Below are 18,324 nucleotides of genomic sequence, written 5' to 3' on the forward strand. Positions count from 1 at the left end.
TTGTTTCTCTGGGTTCCGCGCCTTGCCGGTTGCCGCCTTCAGTTGGACGGCCGCTCCACGCGGGTCTTGCGCAGGAACGTGCCGCCATAGACCATCTGGTAGCTGTTTTTGTACTTTTCATAACGCTCATTTGCCTGCTCGTGGTTGCGCACGGTTTGCAACAGCACCCGCTGGGTGAAATAGGCGCTGCCGGCGCGGCGCCCCAAGCTTGGATCCACGGAGTACCAGGCAAAATCGGAGGTTTTATACGCATCGAGGTTGCTGTTGGCCATGGGCCGGAAATCGACCAGTAAGGTAAAGTGCGTGGAGTCTTTGAAGGCGTTGAAGTCGGCTTCCGAAAGTGTCACCGCGGGTTTCGGAGGCTCGGGACGCACAAACTGGAGTCGCTGGGACAGTTGCTGCGTACGATTCATGCGGCGAAACAGGGACAGCAGTTCGTCCTGCTCGGCCGCGGTGATGAGGCCGGCATACGAATAAAAGGGCGCATCCGGTGCTAACCGGTGCTTCACCGCCAGCTCCTCGTATCGGGCCATTTCCGCAGCCGAAAGGCCTTCGGCCGTGGCGGGCGGGAAGTTGCGGGCGCGCACGGAATCGATTTGGGCCTGAACCTGGGTGCGCGTCATACCGGGCCCGGTGGACAGTGTAGCCTGTTGCGCGCCGGCAGTAAGGGAGAACAGGAGGGGAATCGAGGCGATGAGGAGCCTTTTCATGACGGTGATTTAGGAACCGTAAGGTACTTCAATTCCCCTGTTCCTTGTTCTGCGGTTCCTTCCCTAGTTTCGCAGCCATGGCCCGCTCCCGCCGCACGAAGCAAACCCGCAAATACGTCCAGCGCTTTATCGTGCTGGCGCTGCTGCTTGTGCTGGCCTGCCTCGGCTGGCTGACCTGGCTGTGGTGGCAGGAGCGCGACGAAACCGGCATGGTGCGCTACCCCGAGTTCGGCATTTCGATGCCCACGCAGTACGCCATCCACGGTATCGATGTCAGCCGCTACCAGGAAGGCATCGGCTGGAGTTCGGTCAGCGCGATGGACATCGACGGCATCCGCATCGGATTTGCCTTCATCAAGGCCACCGAGGGCGTGTCGAGTGCCGACCCGCAGTTTCGCCGAAACTGGAAGGGGAGCAAAAAGGCGGGGATCGTGCGGGGTGCCTACCATTTTTTCAGTCCGGGCAAGAGCGGGCGCCTGCAGGCCGAGCACTTCATCCGCACCGTTCCCCTCGAGCAGGGCGACCTGCCGCCGGTGGTGGACATCGAAGGGGCGGCCAATGTAAAGCCCGACTTGCTGCGCCGCGAGCTGAAGGCCTGGCTCGACATCACCGAACGGTACTACGGCGTACGCCCTATTTTGTATACGTACCTCAATTTTTACGAGCGCTACCTGCAGGGGCATTTCGACGACTACCCGCTGTGGGTGGCGCACTACCTGCAGCCCGAGGGGCCGCGGATCACGCGCACCTGGGCCTTCTGGCAACACTCCGAGCAGGGCCACGTGAACGGCATCCGCGCACGCGTGGATTTCAACGTTTTCAGCGGCGACTCCACTGCTTTTCGCGCGCTCTTAGTACCTTGACGCATGGATGAATACGACCGGAGCTTTGACCCCGAGATGCGGCGCTACCTGAAAAAAGTGCTCCGGACCCTGTTCCTGGGTCTTTTCTGGATGCTGTTCATGGCGCTCTTTGGCCTCTACCTCGGCTGGGGCATCGTGTACCGAGGCCGCGTCGACGGCTTCAATATTTTCTTCTACTGCTTTTTCGCCCTTTCCCTGACGGGGTTGATCTGGTATTACCGGCGCCTCTGGAAATCGTGAGCCGTCAGCCGTGAGCCGTGAGCAACGCGATGCGCGGCAAAAAGAACGGATGCCGTTGGCATCCGTTCTTCGTTATAGGCGTCAGCGCTCACGGCTCACGGCTGACGCCTCACGCTTCACGCTTCACGACGTGTGGTCCGACACGATCACCCAGCGGCCTTTCACCTTGCGGAACAGCAGGTCGTAGTGGCCGCCCACATCGCCTTTGCTGCGGGCGAGGTGCCACTTGCCCACCACGAAATAATAGTCCTTGGCGAGCCGCTTCAGCAGCAGCAGCTCGAACGAGAGCTTTCCCATGGTGGCGGTGTCGGGATAGCCCTTAAGGTAGTTGGCCAGCGTCTTGTCCCAGCCGTAGGTGAGGCCTTTGGAGCCGATGAACAGGAGGGAGTCGCTTTTCCAGTAGCCTTCCATGAAGGCGGGGATGTCGCCCCGGTTCCAGGCGGCCACCTGCCGGTCGAGCACGGCGCGCACGGCGGCTTCGTCGCGGCTTTGGGCGGCGGCAGACAACGTCAGGAACAGGCAGAGGGCGAGCAGGATCCGTTTCATGGGCGGAAGATACCGAAAAGGCCCCGACGGTTATCGTCGGGGCCTGAGGCTTCATTGTATCCGCTTCGCTTTCGGCTTCCGCAGCTCCCAGAGCTCACCGAGGATCACACTAACGGCGACAGCGGTAAGAAACCAGGAGTTTTGCCGGCTGCCATTGGATGCTACCAGCCAGGCCATGGCGATAAGTACCAGGCTGCATCCGATCCGCATGTAGGTCCGGGCAGGCCTTGTAATCCGCGACGTATAGTAGGCACCGCCGACCATTACGACAGCGAAAGCTACGACAAGGAGGATTTCATTCATATGGAGGTGGTTTTAATCCGGTAACAGAGAAGACGAACCGATCTCAAAGATTGCCCACTACAAAAGGCGCTTTTTTATTTCGGCAATTGCGCACGAATCCAAATTTCTGACCACTGAGCGAAGCACCGGCGTTTCCGGAAAACCCATCCGGTGTGTCCACAGAAAACTTCAGGTAGCTTAGGTGCCCTGATGCGTCGAATTTGCGCTGCAGGTAGCTGATCTTGAAATGCAGACTCGCCATGTTTTCCGCGATTCGATCCAGGTCCTTTTGACTCATCCGGTTGTGGAACAGAACCTTCACCTTTTTAGAGTCCTTGCAATTACTTTTGCTTTGGGCAAGAGCCGAAAGGGACAGGGTGCAAAAGGCCAGCACCAGAATGCGGCCTCTTGTTGCAAACTTTTTCATACAGCTTTGGTTTTGATAAATTTAGAAATAAGCTCCGACAACTGAACAAATTAACGTCGAACTGGTCGTCGCGATCCTTAGTCCTTGCAGCAATAACAGCGAGTAGATTTAGCGGAGCAGCAAGAATAATAGCCATCCTTACAATGCACTTTACAGGTTTGATTGATACCCATATACTCTTCTTTAATTTCACAATCCGATGAACCTGCCCCACCTGAAGTACACGATCCTTTCGAACAGATATTTTCAGCAAGGGGCGCGTTTTTCGCGAAATCCTCGGCCTCTTTACTAATCCCATTGCGGCCGGTAACATCTGCTGCAGCCAGGTAATTGAATGGATCCTGATAAGTGCTTTTTGCCAACGCATCCCCTTTCCAACCACCAGTCAGGTAGGATAGTCCGTAAGCAAGGAAAACGTCGCTGGCCAGGTTTTTTCCGATGATCTCGTTGTTTCTCAACCTTTCGATTTCTTTTTGCGTTTCCGCTTCATCTAGGCCGAATACAAACACTTTTTCGAGTTGGTTGTCGATCAGGAAGACTACTCTTTGATCCTTATGAATAAAAATCGAGGCTTGCTTGCTGCTCAGTTCCGGAAAGGGTTGTGCCTTATCGGATGTCAACACAAATGCACGATCATAAAGGTTCGATGATGTCGTACTGAGCGTCAGGACAGCGGTATTGACCTTTGTTTGGTGCACTTGAACAGAGCCAGATAAAGACTCGTAAAACTGGTTGGAATAGAGAGCGCGAACTGCGTCAGTAATCTTGGTTTGGGCATGGGCATTTAGGAACACTACCAGTGCCAGAATAAAAAATAGGAAGCTTTTCATGTTAAAAGTGTTTATTAGGTCCCTACTCTTTGAACCGGATTTTCGGGATGCTCCGTCCATGGCCATTGGAGCAACCAAGGTACTTTCCCCGGAAGGGCGTTTCCATGTGAAAAAACACAGAAAAAAATGTTTTTTTTCCCATCGCGGGGTGCCGGCCCCATCAGCGTCAGGCCCCGGAGGCCGCGCCGGCCGTACCTTTGCCGCATGTCGCGCAAACGCCTTTTTTACGTGGGGTTCTTCTCCATACTGTTCCTCGGCTTCGTAGCCGCGCTGGCCATCGCCGTGCCCGATTTCTTCAAGAACCGCCTGCCACCGGTATCGGAAGTGCAACCCTTCTCCTTTATCAACCAGGACGGCCGGACGGTCACCGAAAAGGACATCGCCGGCAAAGTGACCGCGGTGAACTTCTTTTTCACCACCTGCAAGAGCGTTTGCCCCAAGATGAACAACAACCTGAAGCCGATCTACGAGGCGTTCAAAGGGGAAAAGGACTTCCTCCTGCTGTCGCATACCTCCGACCCCGGCCGCGACTCCGCCGCCACCCTGAAACGTTATGCCGATTCGATGGGCGTGAACACGCAGCAATGGATGTTTCTTACGGGCCGCAAAGACAGCCTGTACAAGGCCGCCCGCCTCAGCTACAAGATCGACGACCCCAACAACAGCGTGGCCAACATCGACGACGACTTCCTGCACACCCAGTTCGTGGCGCTGGTAGACCGCGACGGCAAAGTGCTGCACATCTACGACGGGCTGAAAACAAGTGAATTGAAGGAAATGGAGGCAGAGATCCGTAAATTGCTGAAGAAATAAAGCTGCCCATGGGCGCCTCCACACACAAAGCAACAGAAGCCCGCATCGCCGAGATCCTGCGGCGCAAAACCCTCAGCATCACCGACAGCCGGAAGAAGATCCTGTCCATCTTCCTGGCGCACCCCGACGCGCTCGCACATGGCGACATTGAAAAAAAGGCCGGCGAGAAATTCGACCGCGTAACCGTATACCGCACGCTCCAGACTTTCGTGGATAAAGGCATCCTCCATACCATTCCCACCGCAGACAACTCAGTGCTCTATGCCCTGTGCAAGGACTGCGACGAAGGCCACCACCACGACGACCACGTGCATTTCATCTGCAACAACTGCCACAAAACCTACTGCCTCGACGGCGTGGTCACGCCGCGCATCAACCTGCACGAAGGCTACCGCGCCAGCTCGGTGCAGGTGCTTATGCACGGCATCTGCCGGGAGTGCAACCCGGGATGAAGTGGGAAGTGGGAAGTGCGAAGTCGGAAGTAGCTCGCCTTGCGGCACGCTTGCTCCGTGTACAAAGTACTTTCTTTGCTTCTCCGCGTTACAAACCGCGCTCCCGCGTAACGGGCCGCAGCGTCGTGTCGCCCGTTACCCGGAACACTTTCGTTTCGCTGTCGGGCGTGGCCACGAGCAGCTCGCGGCGATGGCGGTTGCGGGCCAGCAGCTCTCCCCCGGCGCGGGCCGCCAGGTCCCAGAAGTAGTAGGCGCGGCGCGCGGCGTTGTAGAGCCACACGTGGTAACTGCGCTGGCTCAGGCTGCTCTCCTGTGCGTTGAGCAGCACCAGGTCGGGGTGGCCGTCGAAGTTGACGTCTTCGGTGATAATGCGGCCGCCTTCCTCGAAGTCGCGGCTCACCCAGCGCTCCGTCAGGTCGAGCGTCGTATCGGTCTCCTGGAACAGGGGCACCGCAAAGCAGTTGCGGCTTTCGCCGGCGAGGATTGCTCCCAGCTGCTCGTTGCTGCAATGCAGCGTGCGGAGCGAGTCGAACTCAGCGCCGCGGTATACCAGCGATCCTTCCCACACGTCGCCGTTGACCGCCAGGCGCAGGTGCGCCTGCCGCGTCGGGCCGTCGCCGGTATAAGAAGCGGGCTGCACGCCGGCGGGCGGCTTTACCGGCCACTGTCCGAAAGGACGCTTCGGCTCACTGCTGCAGGAGCTGAAAAAGGTAAGGGCGATACCGGGCAATAAAACGGGATGAAAAAGAAGACGGCGCAAGGGTTTCATGGAATGGAGTTGGAAGACAACAAAGTTCGAAAAAAGCCCCGACGGTCGGAGGCCAATTGTGTGTTAAAGGAGCCGCCCATCCCCTTACCCCTTCCCGAGAGGAAGGGGGATGAAACGACCCGATCGCAAGGGATCGGGTCGTTTCACAACAAAGGTCGGGTCCGGAATTTAGAAGGTTTCTTTGGCCTTAGTGCCCCCTTCGGGGGTCAGGGGGCTTTTCACGTATTTCTCCAGCCAGGCATTCTGCTCCCACAGCAGGTGCAGCAGGTTTTCGCGGCCGCGGTAGCTGTGGGCCTCGTAGGGCAGCGACACGTAGCGCACGGTGCCGCCATGGCCCTTGATGGCGTTGTACAGCCGCTCGGAGTTGATGGGAAAGGTGCCGGGGTTGTCGTCGGAGTCGCCGTGAATGAGCAGCAGCGGCGTCTTGATGGCATCGGCATACGTAAACGGACTCATCTCGGTATAGAACTCGGGGGCCTGCCAGTAGGTGCGCTCTTCGTTCTGGAAACCGAAAGGCGTCAGCGTGCGGTTGTAGGCGCCGCTGCGGGCGATCCCGGCCTTGAACAGCTTTGTATGGGCCAGCAGGTTGGCGGTCATGAAAGCGCCGTAGCTGTGGCCGCCCACTGCCACGCGGGCCCGGTCGCCCACACCCATGTCGGCGAGCTTGTTGATGGCCGCCTCGGCATTCCACACGAGCTGCTGGCGGAAGTTGTCGTTGGGGCGCGCGCCGGTCCTGGCCACGATAGGCATCTCGGCGTTGTCGAGCACAGCGTAGCCCTGCGTCACCCAAAATACCGGCGAAGCCCAGGAAACGGTCGTAAAGCGGTACTGCGAGCCGCGCACCTGCGCGGCGTCGGCGGCCGACTGGTACTCGCGCGGGTAGGCCCATACGATCACGGGCAGCGGACCGTCTTTTTCCTTGTTGTACCCGGCGGGCAGGTACAGGTCGCCGGTGAGGTCCACGGAGTCGGCGCGCTGGTATTTGATCTTTTGCTTCGTCACGCCCTGCAGCCCGGGATACGGGTTGGCGAAGGCCGTGAGGGCTTTTTCGGAACCGGCCTTCAGGTCGCGGAGGTAGTAGTTGGGTGCCTGCTGCTGGCTTTCGCGGCGGGTGAGCAGGAGGCCTTTTTCGGCGTCGATAACATCGGCCACGTATTCGTACTGGCCTTCGGGGCAGCGCCACAGTACTTCCCGCTTGCCGGTCTGTAGCTCCAGGGTGGCCAGGAAGGGGCGATCGCCCTGGGGCGAGGAACCAACGGGGTTGTTGTACAGCAGCTTCGTGCCGTTGGCGGTAAACAGCAGCACATTACGGCCCCAGGTGTTGCGGTGCAGCACCGGCGACCCGGGATTGTTGTAGGCGTCGGTCTGGCTGAGGTCGTACAGCTTCGCCAGCGCGCCGCTGCCGGCATGGTACACGTCGATGCGGCTCAGCTGCTTCGAGCGCAGGCCTTCTTCCACCAGCGCCACGCTGCTGTTGCCCCAGGTGGCGCCGCGGTAGCGCATCTCTGTTTTAAACAATTCTTTCGGTGTGCCGCTGAAGGGCGCCGCCAGCGCATACACGGCGTCGTGGTGGGGCACTGCTTTGCGGATGAGGCCACTGTCGAGGGGCTGCGCCCAGGTGATGGTGGCGGGCTCGTCGTCGCGCCAGTCGAAGGCGCGGGGCACGTTCTGCGTGTTGTCGTAGCCGCTCGGCGTGCCTTCCGAGGAAGGCAGTTCAGCCAGCACCTTCACGGTCTTGCCCGCGCGGTCGGTGAGGGTAACGGCCGAGGGAAAGCCGCCGGCCGTTACGAGGTACGAAAAAGGCTTGCGGATCGTACGCATCATCAGGTAGTTTTTGTCGGGCGAGAGGCTGAACGACAGGTAACGCGCCGGGGCGCCCACTTTCGTTTCAACGCCGCCTTTCCACTGCGTCAGCTGCGCGGTGGCGTAGAAGTCGAACAGTTCCTCGTCGTACGGCGTTTTGATCAGGTCCTGGAAAGTGGCGCTGGGCGCCGCCTTGCCGAGGTTTTGCTGCACCGCCGGCCCGCGGGGCGTAATCTTCTTTTTGGGTGCGGCCGTTGCGGGCTGCACCACGGCCTTGTACAGGATCGTGTTGTCGTCGGCCCAGGCGAAGGCGCTGCCCAGCGTGTTGTTGACCGCCTGCTTGTTGATCTTCACCGCTTTTTGCGTTGCCACGTCCACCACGTAGAGGTCTACCCGGTTGGCGCTGATGGACAGGAAAGCCACCTTGGTCTGCGACGGGTTCCACTGGGCGGGGCCGGCGCTGAGGTCGGCGGGCAGCCCGCTCACGGCGTGCTCCTTGCCGCTGGCGAGGTGCTTGAGGCGAAAGCCGTTGCTGTAGGTCTGGCGCGTGGGCGAAAAATTATTGGGGTTGAGGCGGAGGCCCGCGATGCGCAGCTCCGGCTGACCGAGTTCTTCCACCGACGGGTAGGAATTGCGCTCGGCGAGCAGCATCCATTGGGCTTTGTCGTCTACGGATACGCTGGGGGTCGGCTTTGCCAGCAGCAGGTCGGCGATGGCCTTGGGCGGAAGCTGGTAGGTAAGGCCGTCCTGGGCCTGCGCCAGCAGGGAGCCGCCCAGGAACAGGGTAAGGAGGATTTTCTTCATGTGCAGGGATTGATGGGTAGCAAAATACGAAATGTGCCGCTGTACCGGCAGCGGTTGCTTACAGCGAAAGCGCATACGCCTGCCGCAGTCCGCAGCAAGGAAAAAATGCGTTCCCGGCTGTCCCATCAATACGAACGCCGCTCCTCCGGAGCGGCGTTCGCTTATTAGCAGACCAGCAGATTGGCTCATTAGCAGATTTCATTACTGCCGCACAAGCGACCGCTGCACCGTCTCCCCGGTGAAGGGGTCGGAGAGCTGCACGATGTAGTAGCCGGCTGACAAGCCGCCCATATCGAGCGTGGCGGTATTGTTCCGCACGTACAGCAGCCCTTTTTTCACGAAACCCGCCGAGGTGACCAGCGTGGCATTCAACGGGCCGCTGTAGCCTTCCACCCGCACGGTAACCAGCCCGCGCGTGGGGTTGGGAAACAGGGTAATGGCGGCGGTACGCAGCGCACCGGGTGGCACGACCACGCTGTCTTCGGGGGCGACGGAGCAATCCGCCACCCGGATGCGGAACACCATGGCCTTGCCGGTGCAGGTGCCGGCGCCGCCTTCAGGCACTACGCGGAGGGTAGCGGTCCCTGTGCCGGTGGGCACGAACGACGGCAGGCTGCCCGTGCCGCCCGTCGCCAGCCCGATGGAGGGGTTGTCGTTGGTCCAGCGGTAGCTGCTGGCATTGCCGCTGAACGTAACCGGCGTGCTCGCCTGCCCGTTGCAGAAAACCGCGTTGGGCGCCGGGTTGACGGTGGCGCGGGGCAGCACGGTGAGCGACGTCGTGGCCGTTGCGTTGCAGCCGCTACCGGCTGCTACCGAGTAGGTGATGGTAAAGGAGCCGGCCGCAGAGGCCGCCAGGTTCACGGTGCCGCTCTGCGCATCCAGGTTGAGACCCGAAGGTGCTGCGCTGAACTGTCCGCCACCCGAGCCGGTGCGCTGCACGAAGGCCCGGCCGCCGGGGCAATACGACGCTTGCAAGTAGCTGATGCTGCCTGCCGCCGGCGACACACTGAGGTTGAAAGCAATGGGTGTGCCGTTGCAGGCATTGGCGCGGGGCGTTACCTTGATGGTAGCCGTTTGCGGAAGGCCGTTCGGGCTCAGGGGCAGGAATGCGGGAATGGTGCCCGTGCCGGCGGCCACCAGTCCGATGGCGCTGTTGTCGTTGGTCCAGCTGAATATGGTCCCGGGAACAGCCCCGGTGAAAATCACCGGCGTCGTGGACTGGCCCGCGCAAACCGTTTGGTTGCTTACGGCGTTCACGGTGGGTGTGGGATTGATGGTGATGCGGAACACAAAAGCCTGGATGCTGCAGCCGCTGCCGCCGCTGGGCTGCACGCGGATGCTGGCCAGGAGGGGCGCTGTGCCGCTGTTCTGCGCCGTAAAGGCGGGCAGGTCGCCGGTGCCGGCGGCCGGCAGGCCGATGGCCGGGGCGGCGTTCGTCCAGCTGTAGGCAAGACCAGGCAGCCCGTCGAAGACCGTGGCCGGAGCCGCGGTTCCCGCACACAGCACCTGGTTGGGCTGGCCGGCCACGAAGCTATCAGGCCGGATGGCCACCGAGGTAGTAACGCTGCTGCTGCCAGCACGGTAGGTAACGGTGTAGGTGCCTGCTTGCGCCGTAGACAGGTTGATGATCCCGGTAGCGGCATCGATGGGCAAGCCCGACGGCGTAGCCGAGAAAGAGCCGCCCGGTGTTCCGGTGACCAGCGGCTGCGCGCTGCCCGTGTCGCGGCAATACGGCGTGCCGGGGTAGGCGATGCTGTCGGGCGCCGGCTCGTCCTGCGTAAGACGGGACAGGAGTGGCCGCGGCAAGCCGTTGGCGGAAGAAAGCTGAAATGTCGGGGGCGCCGCCACGGGAGCGGGCGCCCGTCTTCCGCGCTGTGCGTATAGGCACACGGAAAGGATGAGCAGCAGGATGCTGAACAGGTGTTTTTTCATGGTTAGACGGTTTGGTTTCAGGTAAAAACAGCGGTGCCTGCAGGATAGGGCCGGCAGGGCATGGCTGAGTCATTCAATAAGTTTGGGGGGGATGTGTAGGTACCTGCAAAAAAAGCACCCGGCCTTTTTGTGGAAGCACAGCGCTAGCGCAGCGGTGGCTGGCGGAGCCAATTAATTGTGAAGGCCGAAAACAAAAAGGGCTGCCGCCGCAAACTAGCCTACCTTCAATGTTCATTGAGCATCAGGCATCAGCGCCGGATTTCTTTTCTCCCCCTCTCGCTCCTCCACTCCTGCATCCTGTTCAATTCAACCGCACATTATGAAGATCTACATTGCCAATTTCAATGGTGCAGTTACCTGTGCTGACCTGAGAGCGTTTGTGGCCCCCTTTGGCATCGCTACCCATTCTGAGATCGCCCTCGATGCATGTACCGGGAACTCGCGCGGTTTCGGCTTTGTGACGATGGATGACACCGAAGCGAAGGCCGCCATCGACACGCTTCACAACAGCCTTTGGAACGGTCACCGCATTACCCTGCAGGAAGTAACGGTGCAGCGGAGAACCTTCCGCGCCCCTTCTTCGGCCGCCGGCACGATACCGCCCGGCATCTATTAAAAAACGAAGCGATGAACGACGCCGACCAGATTCTTGCCCGCTTCCACCCTGTGGCCAGCCGCGCCTTTTTCGGGCAGCTGAACGCTTTTGAAGAAGCCGTGCAAGGCATCGACCGCGCCCATAACGAGCGGATCTACGGCGCCCTCCGCGAGCAGCACCTCCGCTCGCTGCGCGGCATACTCGAAGACGAAGCCCGGTATTTTCTGCAACAGCACCAGGGCGTGCCGCAGCTGGGCGCCATCGACCTGCACCTGCGGCAACTCATTCAGGGATACCTGTACCGCTTTGTGCAGCACTGCGCCTGAGCCCGCTTTGTGAACGCCTTACCCCGGAGCGATCCGGACTAAATACTTGCCCATGATCCCGATCAAAGAATTGCGTCTCGGCAACCACGTGTGGGTCGATCAAACGATCTGCACGGTCACCCTGCTGCACGAAGACCCCATGTTCGCCGACGGCCCCTGCGTGGGCTACGAAGGCCCCGACGGCCACGGCTTCCGTTGTGTGGACGACCCCGCCCTCGAAGGCATTGCGCTCAGCGACGAGCTGCTCGGCCGGCTGGCCTACGTGTTTCACCCGCACTTCAAACTTTGGCAGCATCCGAAAAAGCCCGGCACCTTCAGCATGGAGCTGGACCGCGATCATACCGCGCTCGACTTCGGGCACCGTACCATCCTGAAAGAGATCGCCAGCCTGCACACCCTGCAGAATCTTTATTTCCTGCTTTCCGGCGAAGAGCTCGTGCTGGCCGGCGCGCCGCGCCCAGTGCCCAACCGCCTACCCTGTTAAACACGCGAAACCCCGCTCAGGCGGGGTTTCGCTTCCGTAACCGGACGATTGTTTAATGTACCTGCGGGTGCGTCACGTTCTTCAGCTCTTCGTTCACAAACAGCATCAGGTCGGCAATGTGGTCGGGGGAAAGCGAGAATTTGAGGCCCGCCGCTTCGTAAAGCTCCGGTAGCGTTTTAGTGCCGCCGAGCGACAGGGCGTTGGTATAATTGCGCACCGCCCCTTCGCGGTTTTCCTTGAACTGCTTCCACAACCCGATGGCGCCGAGCTGGGCGATGCCGTACTCGATATAATAGAACGGCACTTCGTAGAGGTGCAGCTGGCGCTGCCAGGAATACTTGCGAAATTCTTCGAGCCCCGTTACGTCGATGGAGAGCGAGGTATAATCGTTGACGATGCGGCGCCAGTTTTCGGCGCGTTCGTCCAGCGTGTGGGTCGGGTTTTCGTATACCCAGTGCTGGAATTTGTCGATCGTGGCGATCCAGGGGAAGATGCTGATGACGCGCTCCAGCTGGTGCTCGCGGGCGCGACGCAGGTCTTCCTCGTTGTCGAAATAAACGTCCCAGTAGTCCATGCTCATCAGCTCCATGGCCATTGACGCCACTTCGGCGATCTCCATGGGGTATTGCTTGAAGGCCGTCAGCGGCAGCTTGTGGGCCAGGAAGGAATGGATGGCGTGGCCGCCTTCGTGCACCATCGTGGTCACGTCGCTCATCTGGCCGGCGGCATTCATAAAGATGAAGGGCGCGCCTGTTTCCTCGAGCGGGCAGTTGTAGCCGCCGGGGGCCTTGCCCTTGCGCGAGTCGAGGTCGAAGCGGTTCATCTCTTTCATCTTCACGAGGCAGTCGGCAAAGAAGGGATCGAGCTTGCGGAAGCAGTCGACGGTCTTGTTCACCAGCTCGTCGCCGGTCTGGAAGGGTGTGAGCGGCTTGATGCCTTCGGGCTCGGCCTCGGTATCCCAGGGGCGCAGGTTGGGCAGGGCGAGCTTCTGGCGCTTGCGGTCGTAAATGAAATCCACCAGCGGCAGCACGTGCGTCTTCACCGCTTCGTGAAACTGGAAGCAGTCTTCCTTGGTATAATCGAAGCGGCCCATCTCCACGAACTTATAGTCGCGGTAATTGTCGAAGCCGGCGTTTTTGGCGATCTGCGTGCGCAGGTCCACGAGCTTCGTATACATATCGTTGAGGGTGTCCTTGTCCTGCATCCGGCGCTCCTGGATCTTGAAATACACGCGCTCGCGGAGGCTGCGGTCGGGGCTTTCGAGAAACTTGGCGGCCTGCTGCAGCGTGTATTCCTGGCCGTCGAGCTCGATGCTCATCTTGCCGGTAACGACGCCGTATTGCTGCGCGAGCACGGAGGTCTCGGATTGCAGCGGGATGTTGGCCTCGCGAAACAGCTCGATGCTTTTGCGCACGGAGCGGAGGTAGGTGCCGTATTGCGCCGGGTCGAGCTCGGCGGCCAGCGGCGACTCCACCAGCTTGCGGTTGAGGCGGTCGGCGTAGGGCTGCATCGGCGGCTGGATTTGCGTTACGAAGAAGGTAAAGGCGTCTTCTAGGGCTTTATTCTCCGTGTCGCAGGTCATACGGATCTGGCGCCAGGCGGCGTCTTCGCCCACCACGGCTTCGAGTTCGGAGAGGTCGCGGAGCCACTGCTCGAGGGCATCGCGCTGGTCGATGTTGCGGTTGACAAGGTCTTCGAAGTAAGGCTGCAGGCCGGCCCAGTCGGTCACTTTAAAATCTTCGGGGAGAAAATGACGGGGCAGCTTCTGAATATCCGCGCTGTAGTTCATGGTCAATAGTGAATGGTGATTGGTGAAAGTAAAGCAGGGCCAATGAAAAAACCAGGCCCGGCGGGGGGGGCTGTGTGCGACGACGGCCTTCGGCGTCATTGCGCGCGCAGCGAAGCAAACTCCGCGACTTTAAGACCGTACCCAACTTTAAGCGACTTCCATTAAAAGCGCTTTCAAAGCGAGCGGAGTTTTCGTGACGGAGGAGGCCGCTGCGCGGAGTTTATCCCGCCTCAGCGGGGCCCGCAATGACAAAAAGCCTCCCGTGTCCCGGGAGGCTTTTTTATCGTGCCACACAGCTTATTCGGCCGCGTCGTCTTTCTTCTTCTTCGGAGCGGCCTTTTTCTTGGGCTTTTCCTCGGTGGCGGCGTCGTCGCCGTCGGTGGAAGCTTCCGCTTTCGGAGCCGCTTTTTTCTTCGGGGCCGCCTTCTTGGGCTTGGCTTCCCCGGCCGTTTCTGCAGCTGCGTCGGCTACCGGGGCTTCGGTTTCGCTGCCAGCCTGGGCGTCGGTGCCGTCCTCGGCGGGGGCCGTGGGCACCTTGAACGCGATGCCGTTGGCGTTGAGCGACTCATACCACTTCACCATCTTCTTCATGTCGCTGGTATACACACGCTCGAAGTCGAGGGCGGGGAACGCTTTTTCAAAGTAGCCTTTGAGGGCTTTGCTGTCCTTCACGTCGGGCAGGGCCACGCCGCTTGCTTTCATAGCTTCGAACACTTCGGCCAGGTTCACGTTTTCGCCGCTGGTATAGATCTCGATGCTTTCCAGGTGCGAGAGGTTGTGTATGCGCGACGAAACGAATTTGGTGGTCTTGTCTTCTACCGAACGCACCAGCGCCCCGTCGTTCTTGCTGCTCACAATCTCATACAGCCCGGGTAAGCCGGTCACGGCTACAATTCTGTTGTACTCCATGGGTTGGGTTTTAAAGGGGCTGCAATATAACCAAAGGTTCGTAAGGTCCTGAGGGTTTTTAGGGTTCTGCCGGTTTACCTGGCAAACCCTAAGAACCTTCAGAACTATCAAAACCTTAAAAACCCTATTCACGTCTTTCACCTTAATTAACCTCGCCGCCTCCCGTCCGGAATGGTTTTAGCTGAATTTTGGCCAAAATTCCCCCGGATATGTTCCTGCGAAGAGCCGTATTGTTTTCCCTGGCATTGCTGTGTTTTGTGGCCACCAACGCCCAGACGGGTTCTGTCAGCGGCCGCGTGCGCGACCCCGAAACGCTCGTCAACCTGCGCGGCGCCACCGTGGGCCTGCGCTCCATCCGCGACTCTTCGTTTTTCGTCACTACCAACACCGACTCCCTCGGTCGCTTCCGCTTCGACGGCCTCCGCCCCGACTCGTTCCGCGTGCGCTTTTCCTACGTGGGCTATGCGCAATACGAGCAGACCTTCCGCCTCGACAGCAACAGCAGCGCCGACCTCGACGACATCCTGCTGCCCCGCTCCAGCAAGGAGCTCCAGGGCGTGGTGATCGTGGGCACCACCCCGCCCGCCATGCAGAAGAACGACACCGTGCAGTTCAACGCCTCCTCTTATAAGGTAAATCCCGACGCCTCCTCCGAAGACCTCGTGCGCAAGCTCCCCGGCATCACCATCGAAAACGGCCAGGTGAAATCCAACGGCGAGGCCGTGCAGAAGGTGACCATCGACGGGCGCGAGCTTTTCGGCGACGACGCCACCGCCGCCCTCCGCAACCTGCCCGCCGAGGTGATCGACAAGATCCAGGTGTTCGACCGCCTCTCCGACCAGGCGCAGCTCACGGGCTTCGACGACGGCAATTCCCAGCGCGGCATCAACATCGTTACGAAAGCCAATATGCGCAACGGGCAGTTCGGCCGCATCTACGCCGGCGCCGGCACCGACGAGAAGGCCTCCGCCCTGCGCTACAGCGCCGGCGGCAACACCACCATCCTCAAAGAAAACCGCCGCATCTCCATCGTGGGCAACTTCAACAACATCAACCAGCAAAACTTTGCGCAGCAAGACCTGCTGGGCGTTACCTCCACCGGCAGCAACCGCGGTGGCGGCCGCCAGGGCGGCGGAGGACGCAGCGGCGGCGGTGGCCGCCCGCAGACCGGCGGCGCCAACGGCAACTTCGGGTCCTCGGCCAACTTCCTCGTGGGCCAGCAGCAGGGCATCAACCGCACCACCGCCCTCGGCGTCAACTTCAGCGACCTCTGGGGGAAAAAGAAAAACCTGACCGTCACCGGCTCCTACTTCTTCAACAACGGACGCAACAATACCTACGAAGAATCCGTCACCGACTACTTCGCCGCCAGCAAGAACGCCTTCAGCCGCACCACCGACACCACGCGCTCCTTCAGCAACAATACCAACCACCGCATCAACGGCCGCCTCGAATGGCGCATCGACTCGTTCAACCAGCTCATATTCACCCCCAGCCTGTCGTTCCAGCTCAACGAAACCGAGCGGCAGACCGCCCGCTTCTTCGGCTACAACACCAACAACGCGGGCCTCACCGAGCGCCTCACGGCCAACAACAGCAACAGCAGCCGCAAGGGCAACAACGTCAACGGGTCGCTGCTGTACCGCCACTCCTTCGCCAAACGTGGCCGCACCTTCTCCATCAACGTCAACCGCACCTCCAACCAGCGCACCGGCGAAACCTATGTCAGCACCCGCGACCGCCGCTTCTTCGGCACGACGCCGGGCAACGACTCGGCCAGCCAGCGCTTCACCGACCAGGACAATGACGGCTGGCAGCTCAATACGAACTTCATTTACATCGAACCCATCGGAAAGAAGGCGCAGCTGCAGCTCAATTATAACCCCGTGGTATCGCGCAGCAACGCCGACCAGCAGACCTACGCCTTCGACTCCGCGCAGGGTAAATACAGCCGCTTCGTAGACTCGCTGTCGAACCGGTTCAACAACCGCACGGACGCACAGAACGCCGGCCTCTCCTACCGCTTCGGCGACCGCGACCGCATGGTTTCATTCGGCGCCAACTACCAGCACACGCGCCTCCGCAGCGACCAGACCTTCCCGCGCCCGCTCAACGTAGACAACGCCTTCGACAACATCCTGCCCAACGCGATGCTGCGCTGGAAGCTGAGCACCCGCAGCTCGGTACGCTTCAACTACCGCGCGCAGGTGGCTACACCGTCGGTGACGCAGCTGCAGGGTGTGGTGGACTTCACCAACGCCCCCATTTACACCGTGGGCAACCCCGACCTCGACCCGCAATACACGCACACGCTGAGCGGCCAGTATACGTTCACGAACACAGCCAAGGGCCAGCTGCTGGTGCTCAACCTGTTCGGGCAGGCCGCCAACAACTACATCTCCACCGCCACCTTCCAGCCTACCCAGGCCGATTCGGTGGTAGCCGGTTACAAGATCCCACAACTGGCGCAGCTCAATAAGCCCGTCAACCTCGATGGCTACCGCAGCCTGCGCGGCCTCGTCAACTACGCTTTTCCCATCAAGCCGATCAAGACGAACCTGAACTTCAACACCGGCGTGCAGTGGAACCGCCTGCCCGGCATCGTCAACAACGTGCGCACGCAGACCGACAACACGGTGTTCAGCCTCGGCACCGTGGCGGCGAGCAACATCAGCCAGCACGTGGACTTCACCGTATCGTACACGGCCAACTTCAACGACGTCAACAGCCGCACCACGTCGAAAGATTCGGTCTCGCGCTTCAGCTACTTCCAGCACGTTGCCTCGGTGCAGCTCAACCTGCTGTCGAAGAACGGCTGGCTGCTGCAGACCGACGCGAGCAACCAGTATTATTCGGGTTATTCGGGCACCCCTTCCCAGATCTATACGTTGTGGAACCTGGCCGTGGGCAAGAAGCTGGGTAAGAGCCGCAATGCCGACATCCGCCTGTCGGTGTTCGACCTGCTGGGCCAGAACCAAAGCATCCTCCGCGAGGTGCAGCCCACCTACATCGAAACGCAAACCACGCAGGTGCTGCAACGCTACTTCCTGCTCACCTTCACCTACAACCTGCGCAACTTCGGCACGGCCGCCGCCCGGGCGGCCAACCGCGCCGCGGCGGGTACGCGGTAACCACCCCACCCCCTCCCCGGGCGGGAGGGGAGCGCCAACGGGCGCCGGGGAATCCTAATAAAAGGACAGGGCGGCCTCTGCGAAACGCACTCCGCTCCCCATGACAAAGGCCCCGCACCGCGGGGCCTTTGTGCTCCCCGCTCCCCTGGAGAGGGGTTGGGGGTGAGGTCGGTGCTTATTGCTTCACCACCGTCACCGCTTCGCTTGCCTCGCCATTGCCGGCGATCGCCTTCAGGTGGTAGGGACCCGCGGCCAGCCCGGCCAGGTCCATATTCACCGTGGTGGAAGCACCGGCTTCCGTCAGCACGCTTTGCTGACGCACCACGCGGCCCTGCATATCCGTGATCTGGAGCACCACGTCGCCCCCCTGGGCCGAGGCCTGCAGGCGAACCGAGGCAGCGCCCTTCACGGGGTTGGGGTAAATGCCATCCACGGTGATGATACCGCTCTTGTCGCTTTTCAGCATGACCACCGCGCTGTACTTCGAGCGGCCGTCGAGGTCTTCCTGCTTCAAACGATAATACCACTTGCTGCCTGCCGTGATGTTCTCAGCAAATGTGTAATTGATATCCGAGGTGCTGTTGCCACCGGCCGCACGGCTGGTCACAAAAGACACCTG

At 60.5% G+C, this 18,324-nt stretch carries 19 protein-coding genes; 8 read left to right on the forward strand and 11 right to left on the reverse strand.

Annotated features, from left to right (window positions below; all coding sequences use genetic code 11):
* Positions 1-38 precede the first annotated feature (38 nt).
* Positions 39-710: a hypothetical protein gene (locus E0486_RS18595; RefSeq protein ID WP_131854575.1), complete on the reverse strand. Its 672-nt coding sequence runs from the start codon at positions 708-710 to the stop codon at positions 39-41.
* Between the two features lie 77 nt (positions 711-787).
* Here E0486_RS18595 and E0486_RS18600 point away from each other — a divergent pair, with 77 nt between their 5' ends.
* Together E0486_RS18600 and E0486_RS18605 are read left to right on the forward strand one after the other, a co-directional pair.
* Positions 788-1,573, forward strand: a complete 786-nt coding sequence (locus E0486_RS18600; protein ID WP_131854577.1) for a glycoside hydrolase family 25 protein — start codon at positions 788-790, stop codon at positions 1,571-1,573.
* A gap of 3 nt (positions 1,574-1,576) precedes the next feature.
* Complete coding sequence (locus E0486_RS18605; RefSeq protein WP_131854579.1) at positions 1,577-1,813, forward strand: hypothetical protein; 237 nt, start codon at positions 1,577-1,579, stop codon at positions 1,811-1,813.
* Between the two features lie 123 nt (positions 1,814-1,936).
* On the opposite strand, the gene E0486_RS18610 is transcribed toward E0486_RS18605, so the two are convergent.
* The 4 genes from E0486_RS18610 to E0486_RS18625 form a co-directional block, all read right to left on the reverse strand.
* Positions 1,937-2,359: a YybH family protein gene (locus E0486_RS18610; protein ID WP_131854581.1), complete on the reverse strand. Its 423-nt coding sequence runs from the start codon at positions 2,357-2,359 to the stop codon at positions 1,937-1,939.
* A gap of 51 nt (positions 2,360-2,410) precedes the next feature.
* Entirely contained in the window at positions 2,411-2,662 is a 252-nt protein-coding gene (locus tag E0486_RS18615) for a hypothetical protein (protein ID WP_131854583.1), read from the reverse strand.
* A 43-nt stretch (positions 2,663-2,705) separates the two neighbouring features.
* Positions 2,706-3,068, reverse strand: coding sequence for a hypothetical protein (locus E0486_RS18620; protein WP_131854585.1), 363 nt, complete (start codon positions 3,066-3,068; stop codon positions 2,706-2,708).
* A gap of 77 nt (positions 3,069-3,145) precedes the next feature.
* Positions 3,146-3,898, reverse strand: a complete 753-nt coding sequence (locus tag E0486_RS18625) for a hypothetical protein (protein WP_131854587.1) — start codon at positions 3,896-3,898, stop codon at positions 3,146-3,148.
* A 204-nt stretch (positions 3,899-4,102) separates the two neighbouring features.
* On the opposite strand from E0486_RS18625, the gene E0486_RS18630 reads away from it, so the two are divergent.
* On the forward strand, positions 4,103-4,711 hold the full coding sequence (locus tag E0486_RS18630) for an SCO family protein (protein ID WP_131854589.1): 609 nt from the start codon (positions 4,103-4,105) through the stop codon (positions 4,709-4,711).
* Positions 4,712-4,719: 8 nt separating this feature from the next.
* Complete coding sequence (locus tag E0486_RS18635; RefSeq protein WP_131854591.1) at positions 4,720-5,163, forward strand: Fur family transcriptional regulator; 444 nt, start codon at positions 4,720-4,722, stop codon at positions 5,161-5,163.
* Positions 5,164-5,251: 88 nt separating this feature from the next.
* On the opposite strand, the gene E0486_RS18640 is transcribed toward E0486_RS18635, so the two are convergent.
* From E0486_RS18640 to E0486_RS18650, 3 genes are all read right to left on the reverse strand, one after another.
* A complete protein-coding gene (locus tag E0486_RS18640) occupies positions 5,252-5,932 on the reverse strand; it encodes an XAC2610-related protein (RefSeq protein ID WP_131854593.1) in 681 nt (226 codons plus the stop codon).
* Between the two features lie 168 nt (positions 5,933-6,100).
* Complete coding sequence (locus E0486_RS18645) at positions 6,101-8,539, reverse strand: alpha/beta hydrolase family protein (RefSeq protein WP_131854595.1); 2,439 nt, start codon at positions 8,537-8,539, stop codon at positions 6,101-6,103.
* A 201-nt stretch (positions 8,540-8,740) separates the two neighbouring features.
* Positions 8,741-10,471: a T9SS type A sorting domain-containing protein gene (locus tag E0486_RS18650; protein WP_131854597.1), complete on the reverse strand. Its 1,731-nt coding sequence runs from the start codon at positions 10,469-10,471 to the stop codon at positions 8,741-8,743.
* 319 nt (positions 10,472-10,790) lie between these two features.
* On the opposite strand from E0486_RS18650, the gene E0486_RS18655 reads away from it, so the two are divergent.
* From E0486_RS18655 to E0486_RS18665, 3 genes are read left to right on the forward strand one after another with little or no spacing between them, the layout of a single operon-like run.
* On the forward strand, positions 10,791-11,087 hold the full coding sequence (locus E0486_RS18655) for an RNA recognition motif domain-containing protein (RefSeq protein ID WP_131854599.1): 297 nt from the start codon (positions 10,791-10,793) through the stop codon (positions 11,085-11,087).
* Positions 11,088-11,098: 11 nt separating this feature from the next.
* Complete coding sequence (locus E0486_RS18660; protein ID WP_131854601.1) at positions 11,099-11,392, forward strand: hypothetical protein; 294 nt, start codon at positions 11,099-11,101, stop codon at positions 11,390-11,392.
* A 52-nt stretch (positions 11,393-11,444) separates the two neighbouring features.
* A complete protein-coding gene (locus E0486_RS18665; protein WP_131854603.1) occupies positions 11,445-11,876 on the forward strand; it encodes a hypothetical protein in 432 nt (143 codons plus the stop codon).
* 52 nt (positions 11,877-11,928) lie between these two features.
* Here E0486_RS18665 and E0486_RS18670 read toward each other — a convergent pair whose 3' ends face one another.
* Both E0486_RS18670 and E0486_RS18675 read right to left on the reverse strand, forming a co-directional pair.
* Positions 11,929-13,665, reverse strand: coding sequence for a M3 family oligoendopeptidase (locus E0486_RS18670; RefSeq protein WP_131854605.1), 1,737 nt, complete (start codon positions 13,663-13,665; stop codon positions 11,929-11,931).
* A 297-nt stretch (positions 13,666-13,962) separates the two neighbouring features.
* Entirely contained in the window at positions 13,963-14,574 is a 612-nt protein-coding gene (locus E0486_RS18675; protein ID WP_131854607.1) for a DUF5606 family protein, read from the reverse strand.
* A gap of 209 nt (positions 14,575-14,783) precedes the next feature.
* Between E0486_RS18675 and E0486_RS18680 the strand changes: the two genes are divergently transcribed.
* Positions 14,784-17,705: a TonB-dependent receptor domain-containing protein gene (locus E0486_RS18680; RefSeq protein ID WP_131854609.1), complete on the forward strand. Its 2,922-nt coding sequence runs from the start codon at positions 14,784-14,786 to the stop codon at positions 17,703-17,705.
* A 175-nt stretch (positions 17,706-17,880) separates the two neighbouring features.
* Here the strand turns inward: E0486_RS18680 and E0486_RS18685 are convergent.
* On the reverse strand, positions 17,881-18,324 hold a 444-nt coding region (locus tag E0486_RS18685; protein WP_131854611.1), incomplete at its 5' end, for a T9SS type A sorting domain-containing protein.

Source organism: Flaviaesturariibacter aridisoli, assembly GCF_004343705.1.
GTDB lineage: Bacteria > Bacteroidota > Bacteroidia > Chitinophagales > Chitinophagaceae > Flavisolibacter > Flavisolibacter aridisoli.